The sequence below is a fragment of the Picosynechococcus sp. PCC 8807 genome (assembly GCF_001693295.1).
GTDB lineage: Bacteria > Cyanobacteriota > Cyanobacteriia > Cyanobacteriales > MRBY01 > MRBY01.
The window spans coordinates 1584658-1609843 of record NZ_CP016483.1 but is presented as its reverse complement, the minus strand read 5'-3'; the positions used below and the strand labels follow the sequence as shown (position 1 = coordinate 1609843).

The 25186-nt window shown below is 42.5% G+C and carries 22 protein-coding genes; 4 read left to right on the top strand and 18 right to left on the bottom strand.

The window, feature by feature from the left end:
• Positions 1-6: 6 nt before the first annotated feature.
• The 17 genes from AWQ24_RS07680 to AWQ24_RS15905 form a co-directional block, all read right to left on the bottom strand.
• Positions 7-1092, bottom strand: a complete 1086-nt coding sequence (locus AWQ24_RS07680) for a glycosyltransferase (RefSeq protein ID WP_198161437.1) — start codon at positions 1090-1092, stop codon at positions 7-9.
• A gap of 54 nt (positions 1093-1146) precedes the next feature.
• Positions 1147-2352 carry a hypothetical protein gene (locus AWQ24_RS07675; protein ID WP_198161435.1) on the bottom strand — a complete coding sequence of 402 codons (1206 nt, stop codon included), beginning with the start codon at positions 2350-2352 and terminating at the stop codon, positions 1147-1149.
• 133 nt (positions 2353-2485) lie between these two features.
• On the bottom strand, positions 2486-3622 hold the full coding sequence (locus tag AWQ24_RS07670; RefSeq protein ID WP_065716455.1) for a glycosyltransferase family 4 protein: 1137 nt from the start codon (positions 3620-3622) through the stop codon (positions 2486-2488).
• Positions 3623-3637: 15 nt separating this feature from the next.
• Complete coding sequence (locus AWQ24_RS07665) at positions 3638-4432, bottom strand: FkbM family methyltransferase (RefSeq protein ID WP_065716454.1); 795 nt, start codon at positions 4430-4432, stop codon at positions 3638-3640.
• A 98-nt stretch (positions 4433-4530) separates the two neighbouring features.
• Entirely contained in the window at positions 4531-5481 is a 951-nt protein-coding gene (locus AWQ24_RS07660) for a glycosyltransferase family 2 protein (RefSeq protein WP_065716453.1), read from the bottom strand.
• 100 nt (positions 5482-5581) lie between these two features.
• Positions 5582-6001: a type II toxin-antitoxin system VapC family toxin gene (locus AWQ24_RS07655; RefSeq protein ID WP_065716452.1), complete on the bottom strand. Its 420-nt coding sequence runs from the start codon at positions 5999-6001 to the stop codon at positions 5582-5584.
• Positions 5998-6243 carry a hypothetical protein gene (locus AWQ24_RS07650; protein WP_065716451.1) on the bottom strand — a complete coding sequence of 82 codons (246 nt, stop codon included), beginning with the start codon at positions 6241-6243 and terminating at the stop codon, positions 5998-6000. The genes AWQ24_RS07655 and AWQ24_RS07650 overlap by 4 nt, the downstream gene beginning before the upstream one ends.
• Before the next feature lie 33 nt (positions 6244-6276).
• On the bottom strand, positions 6277-7167 hold the full coding sequence (locus AWQ24_RS07645; RefSeq protein WP_198161433.1) for a glycosyltransferase family 2 protein: 891 nt from the start codon (positions 7165-7167) through the stop codon (positions 6277-6279).
• 17 nt (positions 7168-7184) lie between these two features.
• The gene (locus tag AWQ24_RS07640) at positions 7185-8405 is read right to left on the bottom strand and encodes a glycosyltransferase family 4 protein (protein ID WP_065716449.1); all 1221 of its coding nucleotides are present in this window, start codon (positions 8403-8405) and stop codon (positions 7185-7187) included.
• 286 nt (positions 8406-8691) lie between these two features.
• Positions 8692-9855, bottom strand: coding sequence for a glycosyltransferase (locus AWQ24_RS07635; protein WP_065716448.1), 1164 nt, complete (start codon positions 9853-9855; stop codon positions 8692-8694).
• A gap of 31 nt (positions 9856-9886) precedes the next feature.
• Positions 9887-10846, bottom strand: a complete 960-nt coding sequence (locus AWQ24_RS07630) for a GDP-mannose 4,6-dehydratase (protein WP_065716447.1) — start codon at positions 10844-10846, stop codon at positions 9887-9889.
• Complete coding sequence (locus tag AWQ24_RS07625; protein ID WP_083993510.1) at positions 10843-12093, bottom strand: glycosyltransferase family 4 protein; 1251 nt, start codon at positions 12091-12093, stop codon at positions 10843-10845. The genes AWQ24_RS07630 and AWQ24_RS07625 overlap by 4 nt, the downstream gene beginning before the upstream one ends.
• A gap of 259 nt (positions 12094-12352) precedes the next feature.
• On the bottom strand, positions 12353-13912 hold the full coding sequence (locus AWQ24_RS07620; protein WP_065716445.1) for a lipopolysaccharide biosynthesis protein: 1560 nt from the start codon (positions 13910-13912) through the stop codon (positions 12353-12355).
• A 299-nt stretch (positions 13913-14211) separates the two neighbouring features.
• Positions 14212-14775, bottom strand: a complete 564-nt coding sequence (locus AWQ24_RS07615) for a Uma2 family endonuclease (protein ID WP_065716444.1) — start codon at positions 14773-14775, stop codon at positions 14212-14214.
• A gap of 71 nt (positions 14776-14846) precedes the next feature.
• Positions 14847-15278, bottom strand: coding sequence for a DUF29 domain-containing protein (locus AWQ24_RS07610; protein WP_065716443.1), 432 nt, complete (start codon positions 15276-15278; stop codon positions 14847-14849).
• A gap of 98 nt (positions 15279-15376) precedes the next feature.
• Entirely contained in the window at positions 15377-16684 is a 1308-nt protein-coding gene (locus AWQ24_RS07605) for a glycosyltransferase family 4 protein (RefSeq protein WP_065716442.1), read from the bottom strand.
• Between the two features lie 415 nt (positions 16685-17099).
• A complete protein-coding gene (locus AWQ24_RS15905) occupies positions 17100-17591 on the bottom strand; it encodes a hypothetical protein (protein ID WP_071932319.1) in 492 nt (163 codons plus the stop codon).
• 551 nt (positions 17592-18142) lie between these two features.
• Here AWQ24_RS15905 and AWQ24_RS07600 point away from each other — a divergent pair.
• The 4 genes from AWQ24_RS07600 (at position 18143) to rplI (ending at position 24172) form a co-directional block, all read left to right on the top strand.
• A complete protein-coding gene (locus AWQ24_RS07600; RefSeq protein WP_065717333.1) occupies positions 18143-19435 on the top strand; it encodes an SLBB domain-containing protein in 1293 nt (430 codons plus the stop codon).
• Between the two features lie 47 nt (positions 19436-19482).
• Complete coding sequence (locus AWQ24_RS07595) at positions 19483-21753, top strand: polysaccharide biosynthesis tyrosine autokinase (protein WP_012307114.1); 2271 nt, start codon at positions 19483-19485, stop codon at positions 21751-21753.
• A 343-nt stretch (positions 21754-22096) separates the two neighbouring features.
• Positions 22097-23656 (top strand): diguanylate cyclase, encoded by a 1560-nt coding sequence (locus tag AWQ24_RS07590; RefSeq protein WP_065716441.1) that lies wholly within the window; start codon positions 22097-22099, stop codon positions 23654-23656.
• A gap of 57 nt (positions 23657-23713) precedes the next feature.
• Complete coding sequence (gene rplI / locus AWQ24_RS07585) at positions 23714-24172, top strand: 50S ribosomal protein L9 (protein ID WP_012307112.1); 459 nt, start codon at positions 23714-23716, stop codon at positions 24170-24172.
• 163 nt (positions 24173-24335) lie between these two features.
• Here rplI and cysH read toward each other — a convergent pair whose 3' ends face one another.
• Positions 24336-25085 carry a phosphoadenosine phosphosulfate reductase gene (gene cysH / locus AWQ24_RS07580; RefSeq protein WP_012307111.1) on the bottom strand — a complete coding sequence of 250 codons (750 nt, stop codon included), beginning with the start codon at positions 25083-25085 and terminating at the stop codon, positions 24336-24338.
• Between the last annotated feature and the right edge of the window lie 101 nt (positions 25086-25186).

Here is a 25186-nt window from a genome sequence, read left to right as displayed (position 1 = left end):
CTCTGCTTACTTGGGACTCCGTTGGCTAAGGGCGCAGTCAATAGCTTGCTTGAGGCCTTGGGCAAAGTAGTCGGGAGAATATTTCTGAATGTGTTTGAGGGAAGCTTGACCCATGGCGTCTAAATCAACCTCTCCCGAACTCATTTTTAGCATGAGGTTGGTTAATTGTTGTTGATTTTCGGGGTCAAAGCCAAAGCCATTGATTCTTTCGAGCACCAAGTCTTCAAAGCAACCACAACGGTTAGACACCAGCACCGGCAAACCGGCAGCCATCGCTTCATTTACCACCAATCCCCATTGCTCAGTAGTGCTGGCATGGATAAAGCACTGGGCATGGGCAAAGTAGGGGAGAAGTTCTTCTTGCTGGAGAAAGCCAGGTAGATGAACATGATTTTCTAATTGATATTGCTTAATTAGAATTTCTATCTGAGGACGCAATTCTCCGTCACCACAGAGCACTAAGTCCCATGCATTTTTTCTTGCTTGTTGAAGATATTGGCCATAGGCAGTAATGAGTAAGGGTAAATTTTTTTTTCTGACAAAGCGGTTAATACTGAGGAAGTAGGGCGTGGAGAGTGGTTCAGATAAGAGTTTAATCTTATCGGGATGGAAAACGCTATTGTCAACTACATCGTAGCCAGGGAAAATCTTTTCAGAAGCCATGCCCAATTTGATTAGATATCGAGTATGGGGTTTTCCTCCGACCAGTGCTGAGGAAAACTGCTGGACAATTAAACGTTTAATAAATTCCCGAATCGGCTTTCGGGTGAAATCATATTCAGTGGTTTCAGACATTAGGATGGCTGGTTTACCCTGTTGCCGGCACCAGAGTAGGGCTGTCAACATTGCTGGTCGAGAATAACCGGCGATCGCCACAACATCAGGGGAAAGCTCATGGAGTAATCGCCACAGTTGGACACATAGCTTACGGTTCGAGATTGTCTCTAGGGGTTGACCTGTCACAACGGAATAAAGCTTGAATGGAAGCTCATCAGTCGTTGTGTGCCAAGGATATTCATTTTCTTGGCGGGCTAGCTCAATGCCGATGATAGATTGAGAAGATGTCTGGCTCAGTCGAGATGCTGCACTCAATCGAGCAATATGGTACGGCCCATAATTTGCAAATAAAACAGCGATCTTCATTATCTATTGATGTAGGGATTGTTCAGAGGTGGACTGAGCTGCAATCCATTGGGGAGGATCAGCATTTTTTTGTCTGGCATACCGGGAGACAAGAGTGATCAGGATGACCTGAAAGATGGCTTCTTGTAGAAAGCGGCCAATGCCATGGGTTAGGCCGACCAAAGCGGGACTGACCAGGCCAATATATAAAATCTGGCTGTAGATGCTTCGGAAAGAGACAGCAGCAACCCAGAGATTTTTGAACCAATAGGCGATGAGCGCAAAAATGAAGCAACCAAAATAACTAAATTCTCGGAACGAATCGCCGACCCCTGTGAGCGTTGTGCCGGTGGGAGTATCATAGCCAAATAAATCAGTTAGGCTGAAATTAGTTAAATTAATATATAAAAATTCCTTCACATCGTAGCCGACAAGCTGTCCGGGAACATATTGAAAAACAATGCTGTTCCAAAATCCGGTGCCATAACCATATTGATTTGTTCGACTTGCTGCTTCAGCGATCAGCGCTGCGTTGCGTAGTTCTAATGTTTGTCCTTCTAAAAGATTGTTGAACGCTAAACGCAAGTCATTAATCGCTAAGTTTCCCGTGAATAGCGCATCCCAAAAGCCACCTCGTAACTGGCCAATGAGAGGAATCAGAGATGCAGATAAAATAACAAGTCCGAGCACTAACCATCGAGGTGGAGTGATATTGCGCGTAAAATATAATCCTAGGCCAATGATGATCAGAACAGTCGCGGTTGGCTGACGACGACCATATTCAATCACAGAAAATAACGTCGGCCAGAGAGCAATACCAACGCCCAGAAGATTAACCCAAGGACGATAGCGATCGCCAAGGGCAACGATAAGTAGAATGGCGGCTCCAATTAGAGATGTCTGGGAAAAAAAGAGCAAAATAGTGGCTGGCCCTGTCCAAGTACCGGCTCCCGTCGTTTGAATTGTAATTTGTCCTAAAAGAAAAGAGCATACTCTGCCAAACAGAACTAATACCCATGCGGCTTGAGTTAGCCTTCTGATATCCATGGGGACATTGATTTTGGCAAGCCATTTTAGTTTTGGTTTAAAGAGGTAACCCAACCAGCACATTGCTACACATAAACAGCTATGGATGAGAATGCGATCAACTGCTTGGGGGCTGACAAAACTAGGATTATTCGTCAGGGCGATCGCCTGGGGTACCAGAAATGAGAGAAAGATCCCTCCCATGAAAAACGGGTATTGTAAGACGCGATCGCGTTTGACTAACCCCCACAGAAGTAAAGCAATGCAAAGCCCGATTAGGCAAATGACCCAGATATTTGTCATTTAAATGTATGAATTCTGTAAGCTGTTGTTAGATTTAGGGTGCAGAACCCTCCAAACAACAATGAAACATTTTTAGATAGTGGGGTGCAAGCGCTGACCAACCGAAAGTGGTCTCCACATACCTGCGTCGCTCACGTCTCTCTTTTTGTAAGTTAGGAAAATCATTCATAACTTCTGTTAATTTAGCCGACAAATTACCCGGTATTGATAAATCAGTAAATATGCCATGGGATTTTAGGACGTAGCGCATCACGGGATGATCATGGACAATGCAAGGCAAACCATAGATTAAGGCTTCGAGGAATACGCGCCCAAATCCTTCGCTCAAGGAAGCTAAAGTAAAGATATCTGCTACTTGGTAATAATCTTTTACATCTTCAGGTTTGACAGAACGAGCGGTATAGTTTTCTTTCCCTAATAATTTATCAGCCTGTTCAATTATGGTTTTACTTTCGGGGGGCATATGTCCGAGTATTACCAGATAAGGACGAGGTTCGGGGAGCATCGCCATTTCCTCAACCAGATAATCCATCCTTTTATGGCTATTGGGGTCAATTGCCCCCACACTAATAACGATTTTTTGATCAATGGGTAATCCTAGTTTTTTGCGTAAATTATTTACAGTAGTTTGAGCGCCAATTAATTCATCACTGGGCACATTAATGCCGTAGGGAACTAGAATATGTTTTTCAGGGGACTCCCCTGCGTCTAATGCCTTGTCTCGATATAAAGGAGCGACCTGATGGACAAAGTCAGTACGATTAAAAGGAGGACTACAGGGGGCACCATTGGAAAAAAGTAACTTATAGGGGACACCGATTTGCTGTCGCCAACGGTAAAGCTGAAACCCTAAGTTAGAATCACTATAAAAAATTAGATCAGGTTTTCCTTTTCTGATCTCTTGCACAAAAGGAAGAAAAGAAGATAATTGTTCCACTACATAACCATTTCGGTTAACAGTTTTACCTAAAAAATTTGCTAAATTGCTTTCACGGGAAATATTCCACAAAACTTTTTCTTTCGGCTTTTCCTCCCCTGCTCCCTTAAATAAGGTAATGTCTAATTCTTCGATGTTTTTTAAACCATCAAAACATTCACGAGCAAAGGTTTCGATCCCACGATTGATAATACCAACACCAGTACAAACAAGATAAATTTTTAATTTATTCATAAATGTTAACAAAAATTAAGTGGATACCCAATTATCCTTATCAAGCGTTGTTCTCGGTAAGTATCGAGAGTTGTTTTTTATAAACAACAGATCGGTTTGCCAAAGAAAGCCATCACCTCGACGAATTTGTGAACAAAAATCGAGAACTCTAAAATCATGTCCTGCCATGAAGGAAATAACTTCAGACATAATTGGGCAACCCTTATTTACGGGAATCAGAGATACTTCCATCAAAACAAGTTCTACTTTTTCCAGTAGTTTTTTAGCACCCCTCAACACTTCCAATTCATAACCTTGAACATCAATTTTCAAGAAGTCAGCACACTGAAAGTCAGGATGATTTTTCAAAAGCGTGTCTAGTGTAACTGTTTTTTTACTTATGTAATCTCTTTCGTAAGGACTTGATTCTTCAAAGACCGAGCTACCTGTTTCCATTTCTACGAACCGCACTTCTTGCTCATCTTCAGAACTTAAAAGCGCCATTTCATAAAATACATTCGGAGAATATTGCTGAGAAACACCTTTTAAAATATCCTCTTTACTTTCCTGCGCTTCTATCATTAGAATATTACTTTCAGGAAAAATCTTTTTAATCATGGCAGTCCATTCACCATGATATGCCCCAATATCAATAATATTGATAGAATTAAACCCAATCTGTTTAAGATTAATCAAAGAGTTAATCAAGTCAGGATAAGATTTAAAAGGTGATTCTCCTAGATAATGCCCCACATAGTAACAAAGCCTTCTTAACGACTCAGGAAGTAAAGACTTTGTTTTTTTCACAAAGTTTATGATTTTTATTTTCATACTCTGTTTAATTACTTATTGATTTTTGCAGTGGAGGAGCTTTTGCCTATGTAGAAACTGCAATCGTTAATTTTACATTCATAGTTGTATAAATTGGTTCAAGAAAGCTCTTGAATTAATAATTGCTGAACATCTTCTGAAATGGGTTGAGGTTGCACATCTAAGGAAAAACGAGGACGTTTAGCATCTAAAATCGGTAACAGAAAAGAATGAACAAGTCTCTGGGCTAACCGAATATGGGCGGATCTTAAATGATTGCTGAACTGATAACGGGGCAACTCCTCCCCTTCGTTCCAATATTTGAGATCTGGGTTATTGTTACTCATTACCACTTTACGCCAATCCGCCTCTGACCAATGATGTTGTTCCGGTCTTTTCCAGTTTTTACGATTGGTTTCATCCGCCATCATAATTGCCCTTAATTTATAACGTCTAGCTAATTGTACGGGATCTCGGTGAGGATAGTGACGAATGGGTAATCGCTCCTTTGCCAAGAATCCCGCATTGTAAGGAAACGAAACCGCCTCTGACCATTGCATGGTACTGCGATATTTACAAAGACGAGGCTCACTGTAAATACTAGGGGTAAAATAGCGACGACGTTGCTCAATGGGGCGTTGCCTATCCGCTAAAGTTTCTTTCCCTTCTTCCCATGCTTTTAACTCAGCTTTGGTAAATTGGAAATCATAATATTGATGATAAACAATGGTTTCATGGGGTTTGAGATAAGTTTTAACAAACTCAGGGGGGAGGATATGGTGGAACTCATCAGCATCCACTCGCAAAAACCAATCTCCGTCCTGCATCTGTTGTCGAGCAACATTAAACATATAACCCCTTAACCTCGTATCCGAGAAATAAACAGGCTCTTTACGGATGGGAACAATTCGCTTATCTTTACTGACAAAGTCTTGAACAATTTCCCAAGAATTATCAACACTACCAGTATCAAAAACATAAATTGAATCCGCCCATGTTAAGAGGTTTTGTAAACATTGACCAATAATATCGGCTTCATCTCGAACAGGTAAAAGTGCGTGAAATTTCATAACTTTATTTAATTAAATTTTTGTTAGCAAATAATACATTTATTCGCCCAAGATTTCCACTTGATTGAGTTGTAGAATTTTGAGAGAATAAAATAATCGGTCAGATGAGAAGTAAATTTTCAAAAGTATTAATACTATTCCAACGATACACTGAAAAATCCCGAAAATCAGTGGTAAGGATTCTTCCCTCCTTTAATTCCTCAGCTAAAACCACCAAAGACGCATCAGCATAATCCATAGGCAAATTTTGATATTGACTGATTAGTAATGCAGTTCTATGAAAATGTTTAGAACTGAACTCAAAAATTTTAAATGCTTCGTCGGCTACATCTTTTAAAAATTGACATTCTTGTTTAGTTCCTCCTCCTCTAGTAACAAGTAAATAGCAAGTTTCTGTAATCACTGGATGGGTGGTAATTAAAGATTCACTGAGACTGTACAAAGTATTTCGAGCTTTTAAGTGATATTTGTCATTGAGGTTGAATAAAGCTAAAAAAAAGCCCGTATCTGCAATAATCATTGATTTTCTAGGAAATTATGGAAAATTTCTTCACACTTTTCCGATAAATCGGCATCCCCTTCAAAACTAGCAATTAAAGGACTTTGTTTGAGTCGTGCCAAGGGATCTTCTTGAGTTTTTAATTGTTTAAAATAAATTTCAATAGCCGTAATGATTGAAGACTCTATATTTTGATGAGTTTTTTCTTGAATATATTGGAGTTTTTCTTGATTTTCTTGGTTCAAGTTAATAAAAGTTTCCATGATTATTTAAATAAATACTTATATGTTACAGGGTTAAATATTGAAAGTTTGTTTTAAATCTTCATAATCATAAATTGGTTGTCGAGCAAGTTTCATCCAATTATAGTAAATATGCCAAGAGATAGGTTGCCTATGACTCAGACATTGGGTAAGTCCTTTTAATGCAGACAACCACCAAAGGGGTTCTTGAATTGCCCAACTCAATCCTTCGGTACAGGCATATTGAAATTGCCTAAAGATGCGAAAAAGAGAAACAGGAATTAGGTAGGGAAAAGGACACCGCATCCATACACTCCAAAGCTCATTTCGAGCATTTTGATGATGACGACGAACTGGTTGTCTTTGAACAGGAGACATATGATGTCTGATTGTCAATGATGGTTCAAGCCAGACTGCATAGTTTAGAGAATAACACTGTAAAGCATAGTCTGTTTCCTCATACATATGCTGGAAAAACAGAGGAAAATTTTCCGATTTAAAATACAAATCCCGTCTCATGATAGCAGAGCAATTAGGGTAAGCCGAAACATAATGTCCCAAAGAAGTAGAGCTTTTATCCTCGTTAGCAAAAACATTATTGTTGCGTAACTCAGGAAATGTAATGACTCCTGCTTCGGGATGATCTGCCAAAATTTGAGATACCTTTTCCAGAAAATTAGGATCGAGAGGATAACTATCATCATCTAAGGAAACAACAAACTCTCCCTTTGCTAAATTCAGAATACGATGACGAGAGCCAACCGAACCAATAGACTGCTCATTCTCAATTAAGGTAAACGAAGGAAACTCTTGTTTGACCATTTTTACTGTATCGTCCGTACAGCCATCCGCACAGATAATGACCTCATCAGGGGGAGGAGATAATTGGCTTAATACCCCACAAGTGCGACGCAAGTCATCCACACGATTTTTCGTAGCGATCATTATCGTGAATTTCATATTTAATTCATCATGTTTAAGGTTTCTATTAAACGTTGTTGGTACTTATCCCAAGTAAAATCTTTTGCTCTTTCACGGGCGGCAACGGCCATTTGATCCCGTTTTGATCGATCTTCCACAATCGAAGCAATGGAATTGGCAAGAGCAGAAGTATCTTTCTCTGGAATAATATAACCTTGAATGCCATTTTCAACCACTGAACCAGCAGCCTTAGTCGTGACAATAGGAAGGCCCGTCGCTAAAGCCTCGTAGGTGACACCCGCAGACCCCTCCGCCAGAGAAGGTAACACAAAAATATCCGCTTTAATAAATTCCGCTTGGATTTCATTTCTAGGGATACGATCCAGAAAAGTTAAATGCTTACAAATCGGTTGATTTTTGATTTCTGGGGTGACATCACCCGCTACTCGAAATTCATAGTTATAACCTTGCTGATGCAGTTGTTCCGCCGCCATTGCTAGATAATGAATACCTTTGCGTAAATTAGCCGAGCCAACAAACAAGATTCGCCGAGGAATCGGTTGAGGATTTAATTCTAACCAATCAGGTTTCACTCCATAGGGAACAACTACAGTTTTTTGGGGTGAAATGCCATAGTTATCAATTAGGTCTGTTTGCACTGCCTCCGATGGACAAATAAAAAAATCTGTACGAGTCAGTAAAACTTTTTCTGGGAATAATTTTTTGCTAATTTCTTCATAATTAGGAGGAGACTCTTCCCAGCCTGGAAATTCTTTTCTTTCTGCTTCTAAAATTTTATTGGTACTAAGCATGATATAGACATCAGAGGCAATTTTGATGCCTCTCTCATTGGCGGCAACTAATAAAGGTGCAAATTCTCCTAACATGGAATAAAGATGGGTAGCATTGCCAAAACCATGGTTGATCATTGCCTGACCGGATTCAATAGTTCTTAGACAATTAAGATAAAATTTTGTTTCCTCATCTTTAGATGATAACCAATTACGCCAGAGGAATTTAAAGTAAGGAATAGCAAAAGTATGGGTGTGGGGAATTAATTCTGGGGGGACTTGTCGCCCTGCTAATCTACTGAGGGGCTTACCAATAACCGGTAAACTTTTACCTTGAGCAAAGATTTTACCAAATCCTACATTACCGCAAATATCAGTGTAAAAATATTCTAAGAGTCCCGCTTGAGCGAAGAAATAAGGAAGTGCATAACTATGTCTGGCTCCATTATGAGCCACAATAAACTTTTTCATAAAAACAGATTAAATCTCAAAATCAGCTTTTTTATAAGCCTCTATCATGGTTTTTTATTTCGTAAAAATAAACGTAATCGCTGAATATGTCGTCTATTTTTTTTACTCCCTAATTTAATTATTCTAAGTTTAGTCCTAAAGGCGATCGCCGACGGTGACCATTGGTTTTGGGCGAAATTTAGTTTCTTCTTTTAATCGGGTCTTTTTACCGCCATAGAGAATGGCAACAGAGATTTTAGTGATTGCTGTACCTTGGTTATTTTTTGTTAATATATCAGTCGTTTTTTTAAGTCAAAAGATACGATAACCAAAGTTTTTTGAGAACATTATAAGAATAATTATCAAAATAGAATTGTTGCAATCTTGGTTGGTTGATTTCTCCTGTTGCCAACTTTTCAGCCATGACTTGTACATTTGTCAAAAAGGCTTTAATTTCTCCTGGAGGTGATGTGGTTGTATATTCCCTCGCCTGAGAGGTTAAGCAAGGCTCTGGTAGAACAACGATGACATCGGGGTTATTGTCACCATAATCAGGAATTCCTCCTACTCCATAGGCAACAAAGGGCACGCCACAAGCCATTGATTCTAGCAATACTAATGGTGATCCCTCAGCACCAATGGTTGGCAGTAAAGTCAGATCGTAGCTACTGAGTAAGTCAACATAGGCCTGCCCATCAGGATATCTACCAAAACATTTAACTTTATCTCCGATTCCTTTTTCCTCAATATAATCTCTAATTAAACTCTCTTCCGATCCACTACCATGAATATGTAATTCATCTAAGTGATTTTTCAGGAACTCCCATTGTTGCACTAGCCAAAAAGCTTGTTTATGGGGTGCTAGACGACTAAAAAGAGCCGCCTTTGCTTTGCCTAAAGGAATAATTTTTGGCTCAACTTTGGGTAATTGAGCCGTGATTTCTAAGGGTTCAGGAAATGCCGGTAGTACAGGAATTTCTTTTTGCCAATTAAATGTTTCACTAAAATTTTTAGCCACATCACTAGCTTGAGCGCAAACATCAGTAAAGAAGTATTTAACACCCCAACGAGGATCTTTCTTAGTATGGGTTTTACCAGACATGACTTCATGAAATACTTTCTTTGTTTGAGACGGTAAAAACAGACTGATCAATGTCATATACCAGCCCGTACCAACCCCAAAAAAGAGAGCAGGGGAAAATTGCCTTGCTTCCCGAATTAAATTTATCTTCCTGAAAATTTGAGATAAAATAGTTTGCTTTTTGTCAGTATATTCATACTCTAAAGAAATAATTTTTAAGCTAGGATTGAGTAACTCTTTCTCTACAAAAGCTCCACCCTGAAACTTGATCAATCGAGGCGTAATAATTAAAACTTGGCAATCTGACTCTAATAAAGTTTTTGTCAACCAATATGTATGGGTTTGAATTCCCCCATGTCCTGAAATCAAACCAAAAATAACGATCTTCATTATTTAGATAAATTTTATGTCAAAAATCCCTTTACAGTTTAGCTTTGATCATCATTTTCACCACATCTTGCACTTTATATTTTGCTTCCCACCCCAGTTGACTTTTTGCTTTACTCGGATTTGCTCTACCAAATGTCAAATCTGTCGGGCGAAACAAACTTTCGTCGACAATCACATTTTCGTCCCAGTTTAAATCTAAAAACTCAAAGGTATATTGAACAAAGTCTTGCAAAGAGCAAGTTTCTCCTGTAGCAATAACATAATCATCTGCTCGATCTTGTTGCAGCATCAAATACATTGCTTCTACATATTCTTCTGCCCAACCCCAATCTCGATGAATGTTAGTATTGCCTAAATATAACTTTTCCTGACTTCCTTGCGCAATACGACAAGCGGTAGCAATAATTTTTTGGGTAACAAATCTTTCTGGTCTTAGGGGAGATTCGTGGTTAAACAGAATACCAGAACAGGCAAATAAGCCATAGGCTTCCCGATAATTAGCTACTTGCCAAAAAGCCGCAGACTTAGCCACTGCATAAGGACTACGAGGACGAAAAGGCATTGTTTCATCAGCAGGATGATTCCCTGTATCGCCAAAACACTCACTCGATCCTGCACTATAAATTTTAATGGGTTTATCTAAAAATCTGACGGACTCTAATAAATTTAGAGTGCCAATGGCAATACTATCGAGTGTTTCCACGGGTTGCTCAAAGGATAAACCCACAGAACTTTGTCCTGCTAAATTATAAATTTCATCAGGCTCAACTTTTGTGATCACTTGTAAAACACTCCGAAAATCGGTCAGAGCCATGGAGATTAGCTTAACTTGTTCTTTAATGCCTAAGATATGGAGGTTACGGAAACTGGACATTTGCGCGTCCCTAGAAGTTCCCCAGACAATGTAACCTTTCTGAAGGAGTAGCTTGGCTAAATAAGCCCCATCTTGCCCAGAGATGCCACAAATTAATGCTGTTTTTGATTTTGTCATTGATTTTTATGCTTAAATTTGTCCTGTGCTAATTGGTAAAGTTGTAAATAATCTTGAGCTTTTCTCTCCCAAGTAAATTCTGTGGTTGCAACTTCATAATTGATTTCACCTAATCTGATACGTTCATTAGGATTATCTAATAAATAAATGATATGATCTGCTAGTCCTTGAGCAGTATCTGCGATTAACAATCCTTTTTTCTGGGATTCCGTCAAGGCTTCAGCACCTATTGTTGTTGCAACTATAGGTTTACTCAAATACATTGACTCGAGAATCTTGGTTTTAAACCCACTTCCAAAGCGGAAGGGCCAACAATTTAATGTGGCTTTAGCCGCAAAGTCACTAATATTATCAACGGTGGGAAATGCTTCAATCCATGAGAATTTTTGAGATAATCCAAGAATTTCATCAGAAATATTTCGTCCTGTTAATAATAATTTTGTGTCTGGATGTTTAATTAAAACTCTAGGTATAATTTCATTCACTAAAAAGCACAAAGCATCATGATTCCATATCTGTTCTAAAAATCCATAAAAGGTTATTACTTTATCAGTATTTTGATCCAAAAAGTTACAATGCTTAGTTTCAATATCACTACCAAACGTTACCACATGAATTTGACAGTTCGAATTGATTTTCGTTAAAATTTTTTTGTCAACAGAAGAAACAACGGATATTGGATTAGTCGAATAAATTGAAGCTATGTTTCTTTCGATTCTAATTGTTTTAAATAAATCTACAATAGAAAATAATAGCTGCTTAAATCTAAAGTTTAATAAATGATACTTAAGTGCTCTTATTTTATGATTAGTAAAGCTGTCAACCAAATCAATAACTATTGGTTTACTTGGTAAATCAGTCAAAAAATAAGAAGTTCTAAGTGATAAACAGTGAATAATATCAATTTTGAGATTTTCAAAGGCAGTTTCTATAATTGATTGAAATTCATTTTTTAGATTTAGATTTTGATTGGCTATGAGCTTAATGGGATTGGCGATAAACCAGAAAAGTAGTTTAGATATTCCAGAATATTGAGTTTCATCATGGGAAATGACAAAACATCCAAGGCTAAAAATCCCTGATGCTTCTAATTCTGATTTTATTTTTGAATGATTCTCATGACTAGCAACGGTTAGACAGGCTATTTCATGTCCTTGACTAACAAAAGTTTTCATTAAACCCATTGCTTGTTTTTCAAAACCTCCTTTGCCAAGAGGGTTATAGTAGGATATAAATAAGATTCGCATTCCAATAATTGGTTGAGTATTTTAGCTGCAGTGGCTTTGTAAATTCTTGGGATTTTTCGAATAAAAATAAAAGTTTATGGATGTCTTTCCATGGAGATTTTAAAATCAAGACAAAATCTGGCTTGGCTATATATAGGGGTATAGATATAAGGAAGTCGCTTATTGATGGTTTCTTGGATTTTTGTCGCTGTTTTTTGTCAGAAATTTGTTTAGTTTATATATGCTTTTTAGTCAACATAAATGATACATTAAAACTATCTCAGTCAAATCTAGACAACATTTTTACTTTGGATATGAGTTTATTTTTTTGGTGAGATGTTAGAATTTTATGCCAGAAAAAAAGCAATAATAAAATTCCATTTATAAGCACAGAAATGATAATAATATGCAAATCAGAATTTGATTGTAAATTCTTTAAAAATGCTTGACTGAGTTTTGTTAAAGAATACGAAGAAATCAAGAGTATTAACCACCAACTAATTATATCATTCAAATAACTAAGGAAATCTAATTTTAGACGCTTTACAGGGCGATAAACAGCATACCAATTATTAGTGAGCATTTGAGCAAACATTGTTCCCATTGCTACTCCTAACAAACCAAAAGGCTTAATAAGTAGCCATGTAAAGATTATATTCAAAATCCCAGCAGATAATGTCCAAGGAGCATAAACTTCATCTTCGGTTGCTCTACCACTATAAACAAAAATAACATTCTGGGCTTCTAAAGTTAACATGATACAGAAGATACTAATAACTCCGTAGCCAATGAAGTTCTCGTTACCAAGCCAAATGTTAACTAAACTTTTTCCTGTACTCATAATAAAACCAACACTAACAGCCATTAGAGACAAGCCAATTTGGGCATTACGAAAAGTTAAATGGCGTATGAATTTTAAATCTCTTGCTTGCCATGCTTGACTAAGGAAGACCGATGAGCTTGCTGCAAATGAAATGGCCAAGGAATAGGGAGTTGCAATTAAGCTATACGCAGCTTGATATTTAGGTAAATTATCAACTCCTTTTAAAATCGAAATAAAGTATGCATCTGTTCTAAGAATCAAAAAAGATCCTAAACTCGTCAACCAATATAAAAAACAGGGCTTAATGATAGATTTTGCATATTCGTCTCTCCACTGTCCCTGAAAAATAAACAACTGCGGTTGACGCCAACGTAAAAAACGAATAAACACAAAACGATTTGCTAAACCACTTACCACCGAGATAGTGGCTAAGGCAATTAATCCCCCTCCCATTAACACAGCCACAATATTTGCCCCAATTGTCACCACTGCCAAAATTGTAGCGATCAAACTATCCCAACCCACATAACCGATTCCCTGTAACCAACACCCAAGATAAGCCACCCACACATTGATCGCATAACCCAAGCACATCAACGTCCAAGCCCAAAAGACTGTTTGGGGGGATACTTCCTCTAGTTTTAGTTCTCTGATTAAGCCATAGCCTGAAATCCAAGCGACAAAAAAGATAATAACTGCTAACCATTGCAAAATTATTTTACCTGTGACTACCCAATCGCCAATATCTTGTTTGCTTTCTTCCGTTAATTCTGCATCGGGATTTGAGCCGCTTTTACCTTTAGCAAAGGCAATCCTACGGGTTAAGGTGGGAGCGATGCCCATGCCTAATAAGCCCAAAAATGCCTGAGAGTTACCTAATAAAAACCATAAGCCTAATTCTTCTTTGCCCATAAACCGAAATAAAATCGGCATGAGTAATAAACCGGATAAAATCCCGATCGCACGACTAATCCAAGAAATGGTAACGGCGATCGCAATGCGCTTAGAAGCGGACATGACTACGATAAATCTCGAAATAAATTGAGGAAACTATAGAGGATTTAAACACAATTTACAGCTTGTAGATGCTCCACTCAGTGACTTTGTCGAACAATGGACGAGCTAGATAATGTATCTACAATTACAATATGAGAATGAGTCAGTCTTGGTCATAGAACCTCAAAAAGGCGATCGCCTACCATCACACCAGCAGCAGGGCAGTGGAGGATAAGTTCATTTTCAGGGGAAATTTTTTTGGCGAGCGCTGCGATTGCTGAGCGAAAAACTAAGGCCAATAATTGGTATCTCGAACTTGTTCAGTCTAGGCTGATGCTTAGCCCAGGTAAAATGTCTTCTCCAGATAAGGTCGCCGGTAAATTGACGATTTGTATGGTTTGATTTGGGCGATAGATTTCAACCTGTTGTTGTTGTTGATTAATCAACCAACCTAGCCTCAAACCAGAGCCTAGGTATTCCTGCATTTTATTCTGTAAGGGTTTTAAGCGATCACTTTTTGACCTCAGCTCAATGACAAAATCCGGACAAATTGGCGGAAATCCTTCTCGTTCTGCGTAGGTTAGTTTTTCCCAGTTGCATCGGGAGACCCAAGCCACATCGGGGGAGCGATCGCCACCCTGGGGCAAGCTAAATATTGTTGAAGAACTAAAAACAACTCCGAGTTGACTCTGATCATTCCAGAGAGAAACTTTGAAAATAAGGCTCGCTTCTTGGGCACCGCTTTCCCCCCCAACTGGAGACATAATAATGAGCTTTCCTTGGGGGTCTCTTTCTAAGTTGAGGTCAGGATTGTTTTGGCAGAGCTGATAAAATTGCCCTCGATTTAACGAAACAATTGGCTGAAGGTCTAAAACGGTAGCCATAATGATGCAGATTAGAAGAGTAAGCTAATTTTAACAACTTGTTTTCATTGAGGCGATCGCCCTCTAGAGGATCACTCACCAAGGGAAATAACGCGACTTAACACATCTTCGATATCGTAGGGGCAATCTTTAGGAAAATCTAAATCCGTTTCCCGGATCGCGTCAGCACGGGCAAGCCGATACATTTTTGCTAGGGATACCTCATCATTAAGATAGCGCCGCAGACTCGGACTGTCCTCAAGATATAGTTCAATATTACTTCGTTCTCGATCAATCGTATTTCGCCAACTGCGAGACCGTTTTTGGGGCTGATGATCCCACTTTAATAGGTAGTGTAAAATCAGCCGGATACTGCTAAGAAGGCGATCGCGTTCTCGCTTGGACAAATCCCGCACCTCTTCTACCAAGTTTTCAATATCAAGGGCCATAAAATCCCCAGCGGCAAGAAGATCGGCCATCGTTTCTGCCCATTGACTAAAGTCTTTTTCGTACAGTTGTTCCATGGGAGTACCAATGCTGCATTCATCAAAGGACAGAAGAGATGCCCCTATTTTAACGACTCATTTAAAAGCCAAGAATGGAAATAAAAAGCGATTGCTCTCTACCGTTTGACGGAATTTTGCAACACCTCTAAATATTGCGCCGCAATTCGCTGCGGTGTGAAGTTTTCTTCTAAATATCGGCGTCCTGCTTGGCCCATGCCCTCTGCTAGGGGGCGATCGCCTGCCAACTGCCGAATAAAATCCGCTAGCCCTTGGCCATCCCCATTGGCGATCGCCCGGCCACAATTTGTTTTCTGCACTAGATCCTTTAAATAGCTCTTGGGCGGACAGACCACAGCGATCGGCCGACCCGCTGCCAAGGCCGAATAGAGCTTACTCGGCGCTAACAGGCGTTCCATCCCCGGACTCAAACTCACCAACGACAAATCACAGGCCGTCAAAGAGTAGGGCAGCACTTCTTTATCTTGGTAAGGCAGCAGCAGCAGGTTTGATAACCCCAACTGTTCGCGCTTTTCCATTAACACCTGCCGCTTGGCACCATTGCCAATACAGACAAACTTAATCGGTTCATCCTTGAGTAAAATGGCCGCTTCGAGGAAGGTTTCAACATCGTGGCAACGGCCCAGATTGCCAGAATAGAGCACCGTAAATGGCTGAATCAGTCCGTACCGCAGGGCAAACCAATTTTCTTGTTTGGGGATCGGCACGATCAAGTCCGGATTTGCCCAACTGTGAATGACGCTGACTTTTGCCTCGATCTCCGGGCAGAGTTGGGTAATGTGTTGCTTTTTCGCCGGACTTAACACCACGATGCCCTTTGCCCGTCGCCACACCCTGAGGTTCATGTTTTGCCAAAATCGTGTTAGCCAATGTTGTTCTGAGATCACACCAAGCTTAACGGCAATATCGGGGTAGAGATCATAGAGCAGACAAACATAGGGCACTCGGAAAATCAGGTTCGCAAAGTAACCCACGATGGGTAAAAAGGGAGGGGCCGTCGTAATCAACAGTAGTTCTGTTTTGCGCCCACATCCGACGAGATGGAGCACTGTCCGCAATAGGAACAAAATGCCATTGATCGCTTTGCCGCGAATCCGCTGGGGCCAGAGCTGGGCTGTCCGCGATCGCCTGAAAGTCAGGCTATCTACTTGTTCAAGGCGTGGAGCATCTGTCGCTTGAAAGGCGTATCCGGGTTGCCCCGTAAAGATATCAACATCTAAACCTTGCTGGCTCAGGTGCCGTGTCAATTCCTCGATGAGCTGACCTGTCGGGGCAAAATCAGGGGGGAAAAACTGGGTGAGCACCATTAAGCGGAGTTGTGGTTCATTCCTCGGCCCAGAAGGCTGATCAATAGTTGGCTGGGAACGGCTAGAAACCAAGCGCTTGAGGTAATGAACAAACAACATAGATAAACTTTTTTAGAGAGGAGATAGAGCGAAAGATTTGGATCGGCGAAGCAATGAACCCATGCATTTTTACTTCATCTTCACCATTAGGCGATCGCTGAACCATTAACCAAAAAGGCGATCGCCCTATACGCAAAGCTTTCTGGGCAATGTTTTTAGTGATCCCCTTGTAGCTGGGAGATCGTTGCGCGGCAATGCAGCAAGCTTGGGTTGTGAAAAAATAGACAGACGAATCCTGGGACTGTTCTACCCTGGATGCCGAACTGATGGCATTGCTAGTAGTAGAAGCAGGGTAGAGAAACTGAGATCAAATAGACCATCGAAGCTCACTCTACGGTGGGAAGCTTTCATCGCTCCCTCATGCTCTCTTCATCATTTCTTCACACTGTATCCTATCTACGCCAATTGGTCGAGGTCAATTTACGAAGCGGAAATCTTTGATTATGGTAGAACCCTGACATTGCGATTGGCGGCGCGTAAACTCGCTGACAGAAGGATTACCTTGAACAGAAATTACGCCAGTTGCCTGTTGCCATAGTTCAGGAGAGGCCAACGATAACTGATATTCGCGATCGCATTTGCGGACATGGTACCATTTCGTTTCTTGACAACACTTACACCAAAAGGCTTCTAGCCACTCCCCATCTAAGGGCACAGTCGTTTTTGTTGCAACGAGTAAAAGTGCCTTGCGCCGACTTAGCCCCCGGCTTTGGAGATGATCCGGTTGGTCGGCGTAAATTCGGTGTTTCTGACTCACACTATCTAAGTAGCACTGGTGAATCGGGCAAAAGATAGCACGGCGCTTGGAACGCTTACGGTGGCGATCGCGGCGCTTGGTCGATGATTGTTTGCCTGAACTTCTATTGTCTGGGGAGACAGGATGAGAATTCCGGTTGATTGGTTTCATGACGCAGAATGAATGTAGACCCAATTGCCGAGACAACTTGATTGGTAAACAAAACGCTAACAGGATAGTGATTGCTTGCCACTTAACACATACTACTCATCGACACTATTCCTAAGTGTCTAATTTAGAGATTGGTATCAGTCTCAACCATTAACATTAGCCTGGCTCATCTAATCGTTATACTGACAATTTTAGAATAAGCACCTATAATGTCTGGCGTCTGGATTGAATTTGCTTTCTTTTTGTCATCGGTTGCTCACTTTTAAACCTGTGCCCTATGGTAGTGACACTTTACAGTAACTTTACAATAGGATTTAGATAAATTTTCTCCCTTTTGAATCAATCAGCATTAGCCTGCCCCTAATTTGGGGTCGTCTGTAGATAGCTGTGTTGTTAGTAGATTCTGAATCCTTGGGTCAGAATATAAATTCCAGGAGCCTTGCTCAATGCAATTTTTTATCCTGTTTTGTACGTCAGTCTTCATCCTAATTCCTGGTAGTTTCAGCGCTGCCGCTGCTGCCGACAGGTCTAATTTTTCAGAAGATGGGGCGATGCAAGCGCAAACTCCACAACGGATCAACCTATCGTCGAGTGCTTTGCCGGCAATGGGCGTTGATCGAAACTACATTCTCGGTGTGGGTGATCAGTTAGAAGTTGAAGTCTTTAATGTGCCTGAATATAGCGGTAGTCAACGGGTGCTAGCTGATGGCTCCCTTAATCTCCCGGCCATTGGTAAGGTGCCGGTTGCGGGTTTAACCATCGAAGCAGCAGAAACGGCGATCGCCACCCGCTACCAGTCAGAATTACGCTATCCCAGAATTACCCTTGTCCTGCAGCAACCCCGTTCTTTCCAAGTGACCCTCTCCGGAGAAGTCAATAGTCCCGGTGCCTATACCCTAGACGGAGGTCAGTTTCCCACCCTGGTGCAAGCCATTCAGGCTTCGGGTGGGCTCACCTATGCCGCCAATTTACGACAAGTGCAAATTCGTCGCCTCAGCCCATCTGGTGCAAGGCAGACCGTCGCCGTTGACCTCTGGGAACTGTTACAAAACGGCGATGCAAGCCAAAACATCGCCCTGCGAGATGGGGATGCGGTTTTTGTACCCGCAGTAGAAACGGTGAACTTAACCGAGTCGGCTCAACTAGCAGCCTCAAATCTAATTGGCACCCCTGAAACCTTAGACATTGGTGTTGTCGGCGAAGTATTTCGTCCAGGTATCTATCGATTAACGGGCGGCGAATCCCAAACCAACCCCACCGTCTCCCAAGCCATTCGGGAAGCAGGTGGAATCAAGCCCTCCGCTGATATTCGTCAAATTCAAGTGCGACGTCTGACCCGCAGTGGAACATCCCAAACCATTGACATTGATTTTTGGGAACTGTTTCAATCAGGAGATTTGACCCAAGACTTAGCCTTACAACAAGGGGATACCATTTCTATCGCCACCGCTGCGGCCCCATCCGATGCCGAAGCGGCCCAAATTGTGGCCACTAACTTGTCCCCCGATCAGATTCTCGTTAATGTGGTCGGTGAAATCGAGAGTCCTGGTGCTGTTCGCGTTCCTGCAAATACGACATTAAACCAAGCCGTGCTGGCCGCTGGAGGACTGACAGATCGCGCCCGCAACGATGTGGAATTAATCCGTCTCAATCCCAATGGCACCATTGTCCAGCAGCAGTTTGAAATTGATTTTTCTCAAAACGTCAATGCCGAATCCAACCCAATTCTTTGGAACAACGATGTCATCATCGTGGATCGTAATGCAACGGCTAGCTTTACAGATGGACTCTCACGCATTTTAAGTCCACTGCGCAATCTTTTGCCTTTCGGTTTCTTATTTTAAAGATGAATTTTTAAGAATTAAATTTATAAATTAAGCGCGAAACTACCATGGATAAACAAGATACCAATAACGCTGTTCTCGAATATCAAAATAACGGCCATAAAAAAAATGGCGCAGTCGCCCCAATACCGTATCCTGTCTCTCCTCTATTGCAACCAGTAGACTACGGCGATGACTTCGATTTCCGCCAGTTTTTATCCGTGATGCGGCGGCGAGCTTGGTTAATTCTGGGGGTGATAACCGTTGGCATGGGGGCGGTTACCTTCAACACATTTTCCCAAGAAAAAATCTATTTATCGAAGTTTCGTTTGTTAGTTGAACCCGTCAATTCCGACAATAGTGTTTCTGACCTAGCCCGGAGCCTGCCCGGAAACTTTGGTAGCGGATCCGGTGAATTAGACTACGCTACTCAAATTCAGGTTTTACGCAGTCCCGAATTACTGCAAAAAGTGATTCAACCACTGCAGCAACAATATCCTAACCTTAACTACAATACTCTACTCAGTAATCTCAGTATTACCCGACCGGGAGAGACAAAAATTCTCGAAGTCAGCTATCAAAATCCAGACCCTGATCAAATTGAAGCGGTGTTAGAACAGCTTAGCTCGGTGTACCTGGAGTATAGCTTGGCCGACCGCCAAACCAACGTTAGACAAGGTCTGCAGTTCATTGATGAACAATTACCCGACCTCCAACAGGAAGTGGATACTCTGCAGGCAGAGCTTCAACAGTTTCGTCAAAACTACAATTTCACCGAGCCAGAAATTCATTTCAATCAGCTTGCCCAGAAAGCAGCAACCTTAGAGCAGCAGCGCTTCCAGTTGCAACAAGAGATGGCCCAGGCCCAAACCCGCCTCCAATCCCTCCAAGGGGGTAGTGGAGCCTTAGCAGCCCTCGAAAATTCAGAAACCTATCAGCAGGTTCTTGGTCAACTGCGGTCGGTCGAGGCGAACATTGCCAAAGAATCGACACGTTTCCAAGAGGGGAGCTTAAATATTCAAGTGTTGAGGGAAGAACGCCAGAATTTATTGCCGATTCTGCAACAGGAGGCGGAACGGGTGGGGGCAACCCAAGTGACAGATGCCGCCAATCAACTCCGCATCTTACAAGCTCGGATTCCATCCCTTAATCAAGCTCAAGCTGAAGTCGAGCAATCCTTTCAGAATCTCGCTGTCCTAAATCGGCTATATACCGATCTCCAGCGGCGACTCGGAATTTCAACGGAAGCATTGACAGAGCTCCTAGCAAGACGCCAAGCTCTACAAGTGCAAGCGGCACAAACGGAGATTCCATGGGAAGTCATTGAAGATGCCACCCGTCCTAACTTACCGATCTCCCCCAATATTCAACGGAGCTTGATGCTGGGCTTTATTGCTAGTTCGGTCTTGGGTGTCGGCGCTGCTTTGCTGCTCGACAAGCTCACTGATGTTTATTACTCTCCAGATGATCTGAAGAATCGGACAAAGCTACCACTCTTAGCCAATATTCCCTACGAAGAACAACATGGAATGGCCGGGACAACGGCATCGTCTTTGCCACCAATGCTGCGTGTCCAACGTTGGCTAGCTTCTTTGATTCCGGCTTCAACGACTCGGACATGGCAAAAAATGACCGGTGGAGATCAGCCCTATGGCTATGGCTATTATGGTGCGTCTGCCTTTTCTGAATCCCTACGGGTGCTACATACCAATCTAAAATTACTGAGTGCCGATCGCCCTTTACGTTCGGTGATTATTGCTTCGGCTCTACCGGGGGATGGCAAATCAACAATTGCCCTGAATTTGGCACCAACGGCAGCGATTCTCGGTCAGAAAGTATTGCTCGTTGATTCTGATATGCGGCGTCCCCAGGTTGCTCAACGTCTCAATTTAAATCAAAAGCAGGGTCTCAGCACTGTAATTACAAACAATAGCAACGAGACTGAAATCGATAACTATTTACAGAAACCAATGCCTTTGGTGGATTTTTCGGTGCTGCCAGCGGGGGATCTGCCTCCTGATCCAGCAAAATTACTCGCCTCTCAAAAGATGCAGCATTTGGTTAAGGACTTTGAGCGTACCTTCGACCTCGTTGTCTACGATACGCCGCCAGTGCTTGGACTTGCGGATGCCAGTCTGTTGGCCTCACATACTGATGGTGTGATTTTAGTGGTCACTTTGAATAAAACTACGCGTTCAGCCGTTTCCCAGGCGATCGCCACCTTTAAGCAAGCCAATATTCCAATTTTAGGACTCGTTGCTAATAGTCAAACAAAAGGTACATCTAGCAGTTCTTATTCCTATTCCTACTACGGTTCCCAGTCCAAGAAACGTCAATAATTATTTGTCTTTCTAGGCGATCGCCCACTGATCTTTTATAACCCTCTCGCACCAGGAGGGGAAATTTGTATTTCCAGCTTTTTTCTGGGGAACAGCTGGGACTGAGGAAAGTTCTACACTTGCACTTGAGCAACACCCAAGCAGAGCAATTCACAAAACAGGGTACTACTCAACAGCGCTCAAGATTCGTTGCTGAAAACCCCCAACCGATCCATGGCCCGCCTATGATGGAAAAAAGAGTCATAAATACTTCTAGGCACCTTCATTCCAGTTGCTTTAGTCGTTGTGGCCCATTGCAACAGGTCATTTTTTCTTCAGGGCAAACTTTTGTCGCGTTTTACCTATGCTTGATCTCACTTCCTACAAATCCGTTGAAAAATGCCTCATTAAAGACCCCATTATGCTCGCGGCGGAGACCACCTTGCTTGAAGCGGCAAACACCATGGCGAGTTTAAAGCGCACCTGTGAGTTACAAGACAAAACAAGCGATACCCTAGAGGTCAATAGTAGCCGCGCCAGTTGTATTTTGGTGATGGCAGGCCAACAATTACAGGGGATTGTGACCGAACGCGACCTCTTGAAATGGGTCATCCTAGATCAAAATTGGCAGCAGATCACCCTAAAGCAAATTATGACGACCCCTGTCATCTCTCTGACTTGGGATCAGTCTTTAACACCCCTGCATATTTCTCAACTGTTGCAAAAACATCGGATTCGTCACTTACCAGTTCTAGACACAGAAGGTAAGCTATTTGGCTTAATTACCCACCGCTTATTGCGTGGTGTCATTGAACCGGTGCATTTGCTGCGCCTGCGATTTGTCACAGAAGTAATGGTGAGTCGCGTGGTCTACGGTGCCCCCCAACAATCCATGTGGCACTTGGCTAAGGTGATGATGGAATGTCGTGTGGGTTCAATTGTCATTGTTAAGCCCCATCCGACCCTCGAACAGGCTTGGTTTCCCCTGGGAATTGTCACAGAACAGGATATTTTGCATTTACGTTCCCTGGATGTGGATTTGCAAAAAATCACAGCGGAACAGACCATGACCCGGCCGACCAAAATTGCGGTGCATCGTTCTTTGATCGAGGCTAAACAACTGATGGAACGGCACCAAACCCACCGCTTGATTGTGGTTGGGGAGCACCACGAACTCCTGGGGTTGGTGACCCAATCGAATTTGCTGGAGGCGATGAACCAAAATGAGATGTACGGGCTTGTGAGTTTTTTAGAGCAGCAGATCAAAGAGCGCACCCAGGAACTAGACCGCCTCAATCAAAAACTTCGTCAAGAGGTGCAGGAACGGAAAAAAGCCGAAAATCGCATTCGTCAACTGTCTCTCACGGATGAATTGACAGGCGTTTACAATCGTCGGGGTTTCTTTATGCTCGTCGAACAGGAATTATCCTTGCTGGAGCGCCAAAAGTTGCCTTTCTCGCTCTTTTTCTTTGATGTGGATAATCTAAAGATGATTAATGATCACCTGGGCCATGGGGTAGGCGATCGCGTCATTGTCGATGCAGCCCAGATTCTGCGGGACAGCTTCCGGAGGGCAGATATTCTGGCCCGGCTGGGGGGCGATGAATTTACCTGTTTTGCGCCGGTGAACCAGGCAGAAGCGGATCTGATTTGCCAACGTCTCCAAACGGCGATCGCCAACTTCAACCAACAACAACAGCGTCCCTACCAACTCTCAATCAGCACTGGTTACGCCAGTTATACCGAATTTCCAGCCAATGCCTCCCTACGCACCCTGTTGAAACAAGCTGACGAGAAAATGTATCGGAATAAGCAGCAGCGGAAACAAGGGCGACAATCTGCCGGTGACGACAACCCCCGCCCCAATACCACAAAACAGAACACAGATCCGGACTATTTGCCTAAACAATCCCTTAACTTGTAGAATTTAAAGTTCTGGAAGCTAACAGATTTCTATAGAAAAAATTATTCTGTCAATATTATGAGTAAGCGTTTACAGGTAGTCCTAAATCAGGACGTGCGCAAGCTAGGCAACAATGGTGACCTCGTTGAAGTTGCCCCCGGCTATGCCCGTAACTACCTCCTCCCCCAAGGCATTGCCTCCCTCGCCACCCCCGGCATTCTTCGCCAAGTTGAACAGCGCCGCGAAAAAGAACGTCAACGTCTGCTTGCAGAACTCCAGGACGCCGAAGCGCGTAAAGTTGCCCTCAAAACTGTGGGTAAACTCATTATCCGTAAGCAAGTTGGTGAAGAAAATCAAATTTTCGGTACCGTAACCACCCAGGATGTGGCCGACGCCATCAAAGAAAGAGCAGGCCAAGATGTAGATCGTCGTGGCATTACGCTCCCTGAAATTGGCAAAACTGGTAGCTACGAAGCCCAGGTTAAATTGCACCCCGAAGTGACCGCAACGGTTCAATTCGACGTAATCCCCCTCTAGATAGCTTTAAATCAAAGGATTGCGGCATTTATTTTTTGTCATCCAATCAAATTATTAACCCCTGGGGCGAATCATTATTGATTCGCCTTTTTTTAGTCTCTGGGATGGACAATTGCTCTGTTGTCTAGGGCTTGCCATGGCAAACTCGACTACCGCCACTTGATCAGAGGCCGCTGGAGTCTAAACTCTGGGCTTCTTCGGAGGTGCTGGGAAGGTGTAAGCCACATTCTTGTTTTAGGCCCCGGAAACGCGTATCCCGTTCGCTTTCATCGCCTGCCATCAAAGGCCGACTAGAGTGCCAATCCCCAACGGTGACATAGCCTTTATCAAAATAAGGATGGTAAGGAAGATCGTGGGCCATTAGATACTCATAAACGTCCTTAGAAGTCCAGGTCAAAATTGGGTGAATTTTGTACTGCTTGCCTTGTTTGGCGACGTAACCGAGGGTCTTGCGGTGGTCAGTTTGGCCTTTGCGGAGTCCGGCGAGCCAGGCCTTGGCGTTTAATTCCTTGAGGGCCCGTTGCATGGGTTCGACTTTGCGGATGTAATCGTAGCGGTTAAAGGCTTCGATGTTGTCCTGTTCCCACAGTTTGCCGTAGAGGGCTTCCATCCGCGCGGGACTGAGGGGGGACTGATAGACTTTGAGGTTGAGGTTGAGGCGATCGCCTAATTCTTCAGCAAAGCGATAGGTGGCTTCTGGGAGATAGCCGGTGTCAATCCAAACGACGGGAATATCAGGGATGACCTGGGTGACGAGGTGGAGCATTACCGCCGACTGAATCCCGAAACTGGTGCTCATGATCAGTCCTTCGGGAAAGGTTTGGGACGCCCATTGGACGACTTCAACGGCATTGGCTTCGCTGAGTTTTTCGTTAACGGTCGCTAAATCAAGATCTGGCATCATCCCACCCATTTGAACATCTCCCATTGGCATTGATTGTGCTTGGGGGTTGGCGGTTTGCGCGCGGGGGTCGAGGTGGGAAAGATGCAGTTGTGGCATACTTTTACGGGTAA

Excerpts from the sequence above, each read along its gene's own strand:
- AWQ24_RS07675 (WP_198161435.1), bottom strand. The coding sequence starts at position 2,352 with ATGGGAGGGATCTTTCTCTCATTTCTGGTACCCCAGGCGATCGCCCTG.
- AWQ24_RS07670 (WP_065716455.1), bottom strand. The coding sequence starts at position 3,622 with ATGAATAAATTAAAAATTTATCTTGTTTGTACTGGTGTTGGTATTATC.
- AWQ24_RS07665 (WP_065716454.1), bottom strand. The coding sequence starts at position 4,432 with ATGAAAATAAAAATCATAAACTTTGTGAAAAAAACAAAGTCTTTACTT.
- AWQ24_RS07660 (WP_065716453.1), bottom strand. The coding sequence starts at position 5,481 with ATGAAATTTCACGCACTTTTACCTGTTCGAGATGAAGCCGATATTATT.
- AWQ24_RS07655 (WP_065716452.1), bottom strand. The coding sequence starts at position 6,001 with ATGATTATTGCAGATACGGGCTTTTTTTTAGCTTTATTCAACCTCAAT.
- AWQ24_RS07650 (WP_065716451.1), bottom strand. The coding sequence starts at position 6,243 with ATGGAAACTTTTATTAACTTGAACCAAGAAAATCAAGAAAAACTCCAA.
- AWQ24_RS07645 (WP_198161433.1), bottom strand. The coding sequence starts at position 7,167 with ATGATCGCTACGAAAAATCGTGTGGATGACTTGCGTCGCACTTGTGGG.
- AWQ24_RS07640 (WP_065716449.1), bottom strand. The coding sequence starts at position 8,405 with ATGAAAAAGTTTATTGTGGCTCATAATGGAGCCAGACATAGTTATGCA.
- AWQ24_RS07635 (WP_065716448.1), bottom strand. The coding sequence starts at position 9,855 with ATGAAGATCGTTATTTTTGGTTTGATTTCAGGACATGGGGGAATTCAA.
- AWQ24_RS07630 (WP_065716447.1), bottom strand. The coding sequence starts at position 10,846 with ATGACAAAATCAAAAACAGCATTAATTTGTGGCATCTCTGGGCAAGAT.
- AWQ24_RS07625 (WP_083993510.1), bottom strand. The coding sequence starts at position 12,093 with ATGCGAATCTTATTTATATCCTACTATAACCCTCTTGGCAAAGGAGGT.
- AWQ24_RS07620 (WP_065716445.1), bottom strand. The coding sequence starts at position 13,912 with ATGTCCGCTTCTAAGCGCATTGCGATCGCCGTTACCATTTCTTGGATT.
- AWQ24_RS07615 (WP_065716444.1), bottom strand. The coding sequence starts at position 14,775 with ATGGCTACCGTTTTAGACCTTCAGCCAATTGTTTCGTTAAATCGAGGG.
- AWQ24_RS07610 (WP_065716443.1), bottom strand. The coding sequence starts at position 15,278 with ATGGAACAACTGTACGAAAAAGACTTTAGTCAATGGGCAGAAACGATG.
- AWQ24_RS07605 (WP_065716442.1), bottom strand. The coding sequence starts at position 16,684 with ATGTTGTTTGTTCATTACCTCAAGCGCTTGGTTTCTAGCCGTTCCCAG.
- AWQ24_RS15905 (WP_071932319.1), bottom strand. The coding sequence starts at position 17,591 with ATGAAACCAATCAACCGGAATTCTCATCCTGTCTCCCCAGACAATAGA.
- AWQ24_RS07600 (WP_065717333.1), top strand. The coding sequence starts at position 18,143 with ATGCAAGCGCAAACTCCACAACGGATCAACCTATCGTCGAGTGCTTTG.
- AWQ24_RS07595 (WP_012307114.1), top strand. The coding sequence starts at position 19,483 with ATGGATAAACAAGATACCAATAACGCTGTTCTCGAATATCAAAATAAC.
- AWQ24_RS07590 (WP_065716441.1), top strand. The coding sequence starts at position 22,097 with ATGCTTGATCTCACTTCCTACAAATCCGTTGAAAAATGCCTCATTAAA.
- rplI (WP_012307112.1), top strand. The coding sequence starts at position 23,714 with ATGAGTAAGCGTTTACAGGTAGTCCTAAATCAGGACGTGCGCAAGCTA.
- cysH (WP_012307111.1), bottom strand. The coding sequence starts at position 25,085 with ATGGGTGGGATGATGCCAGATCTTGATTTAGCGACCGTTAACGAAAAA.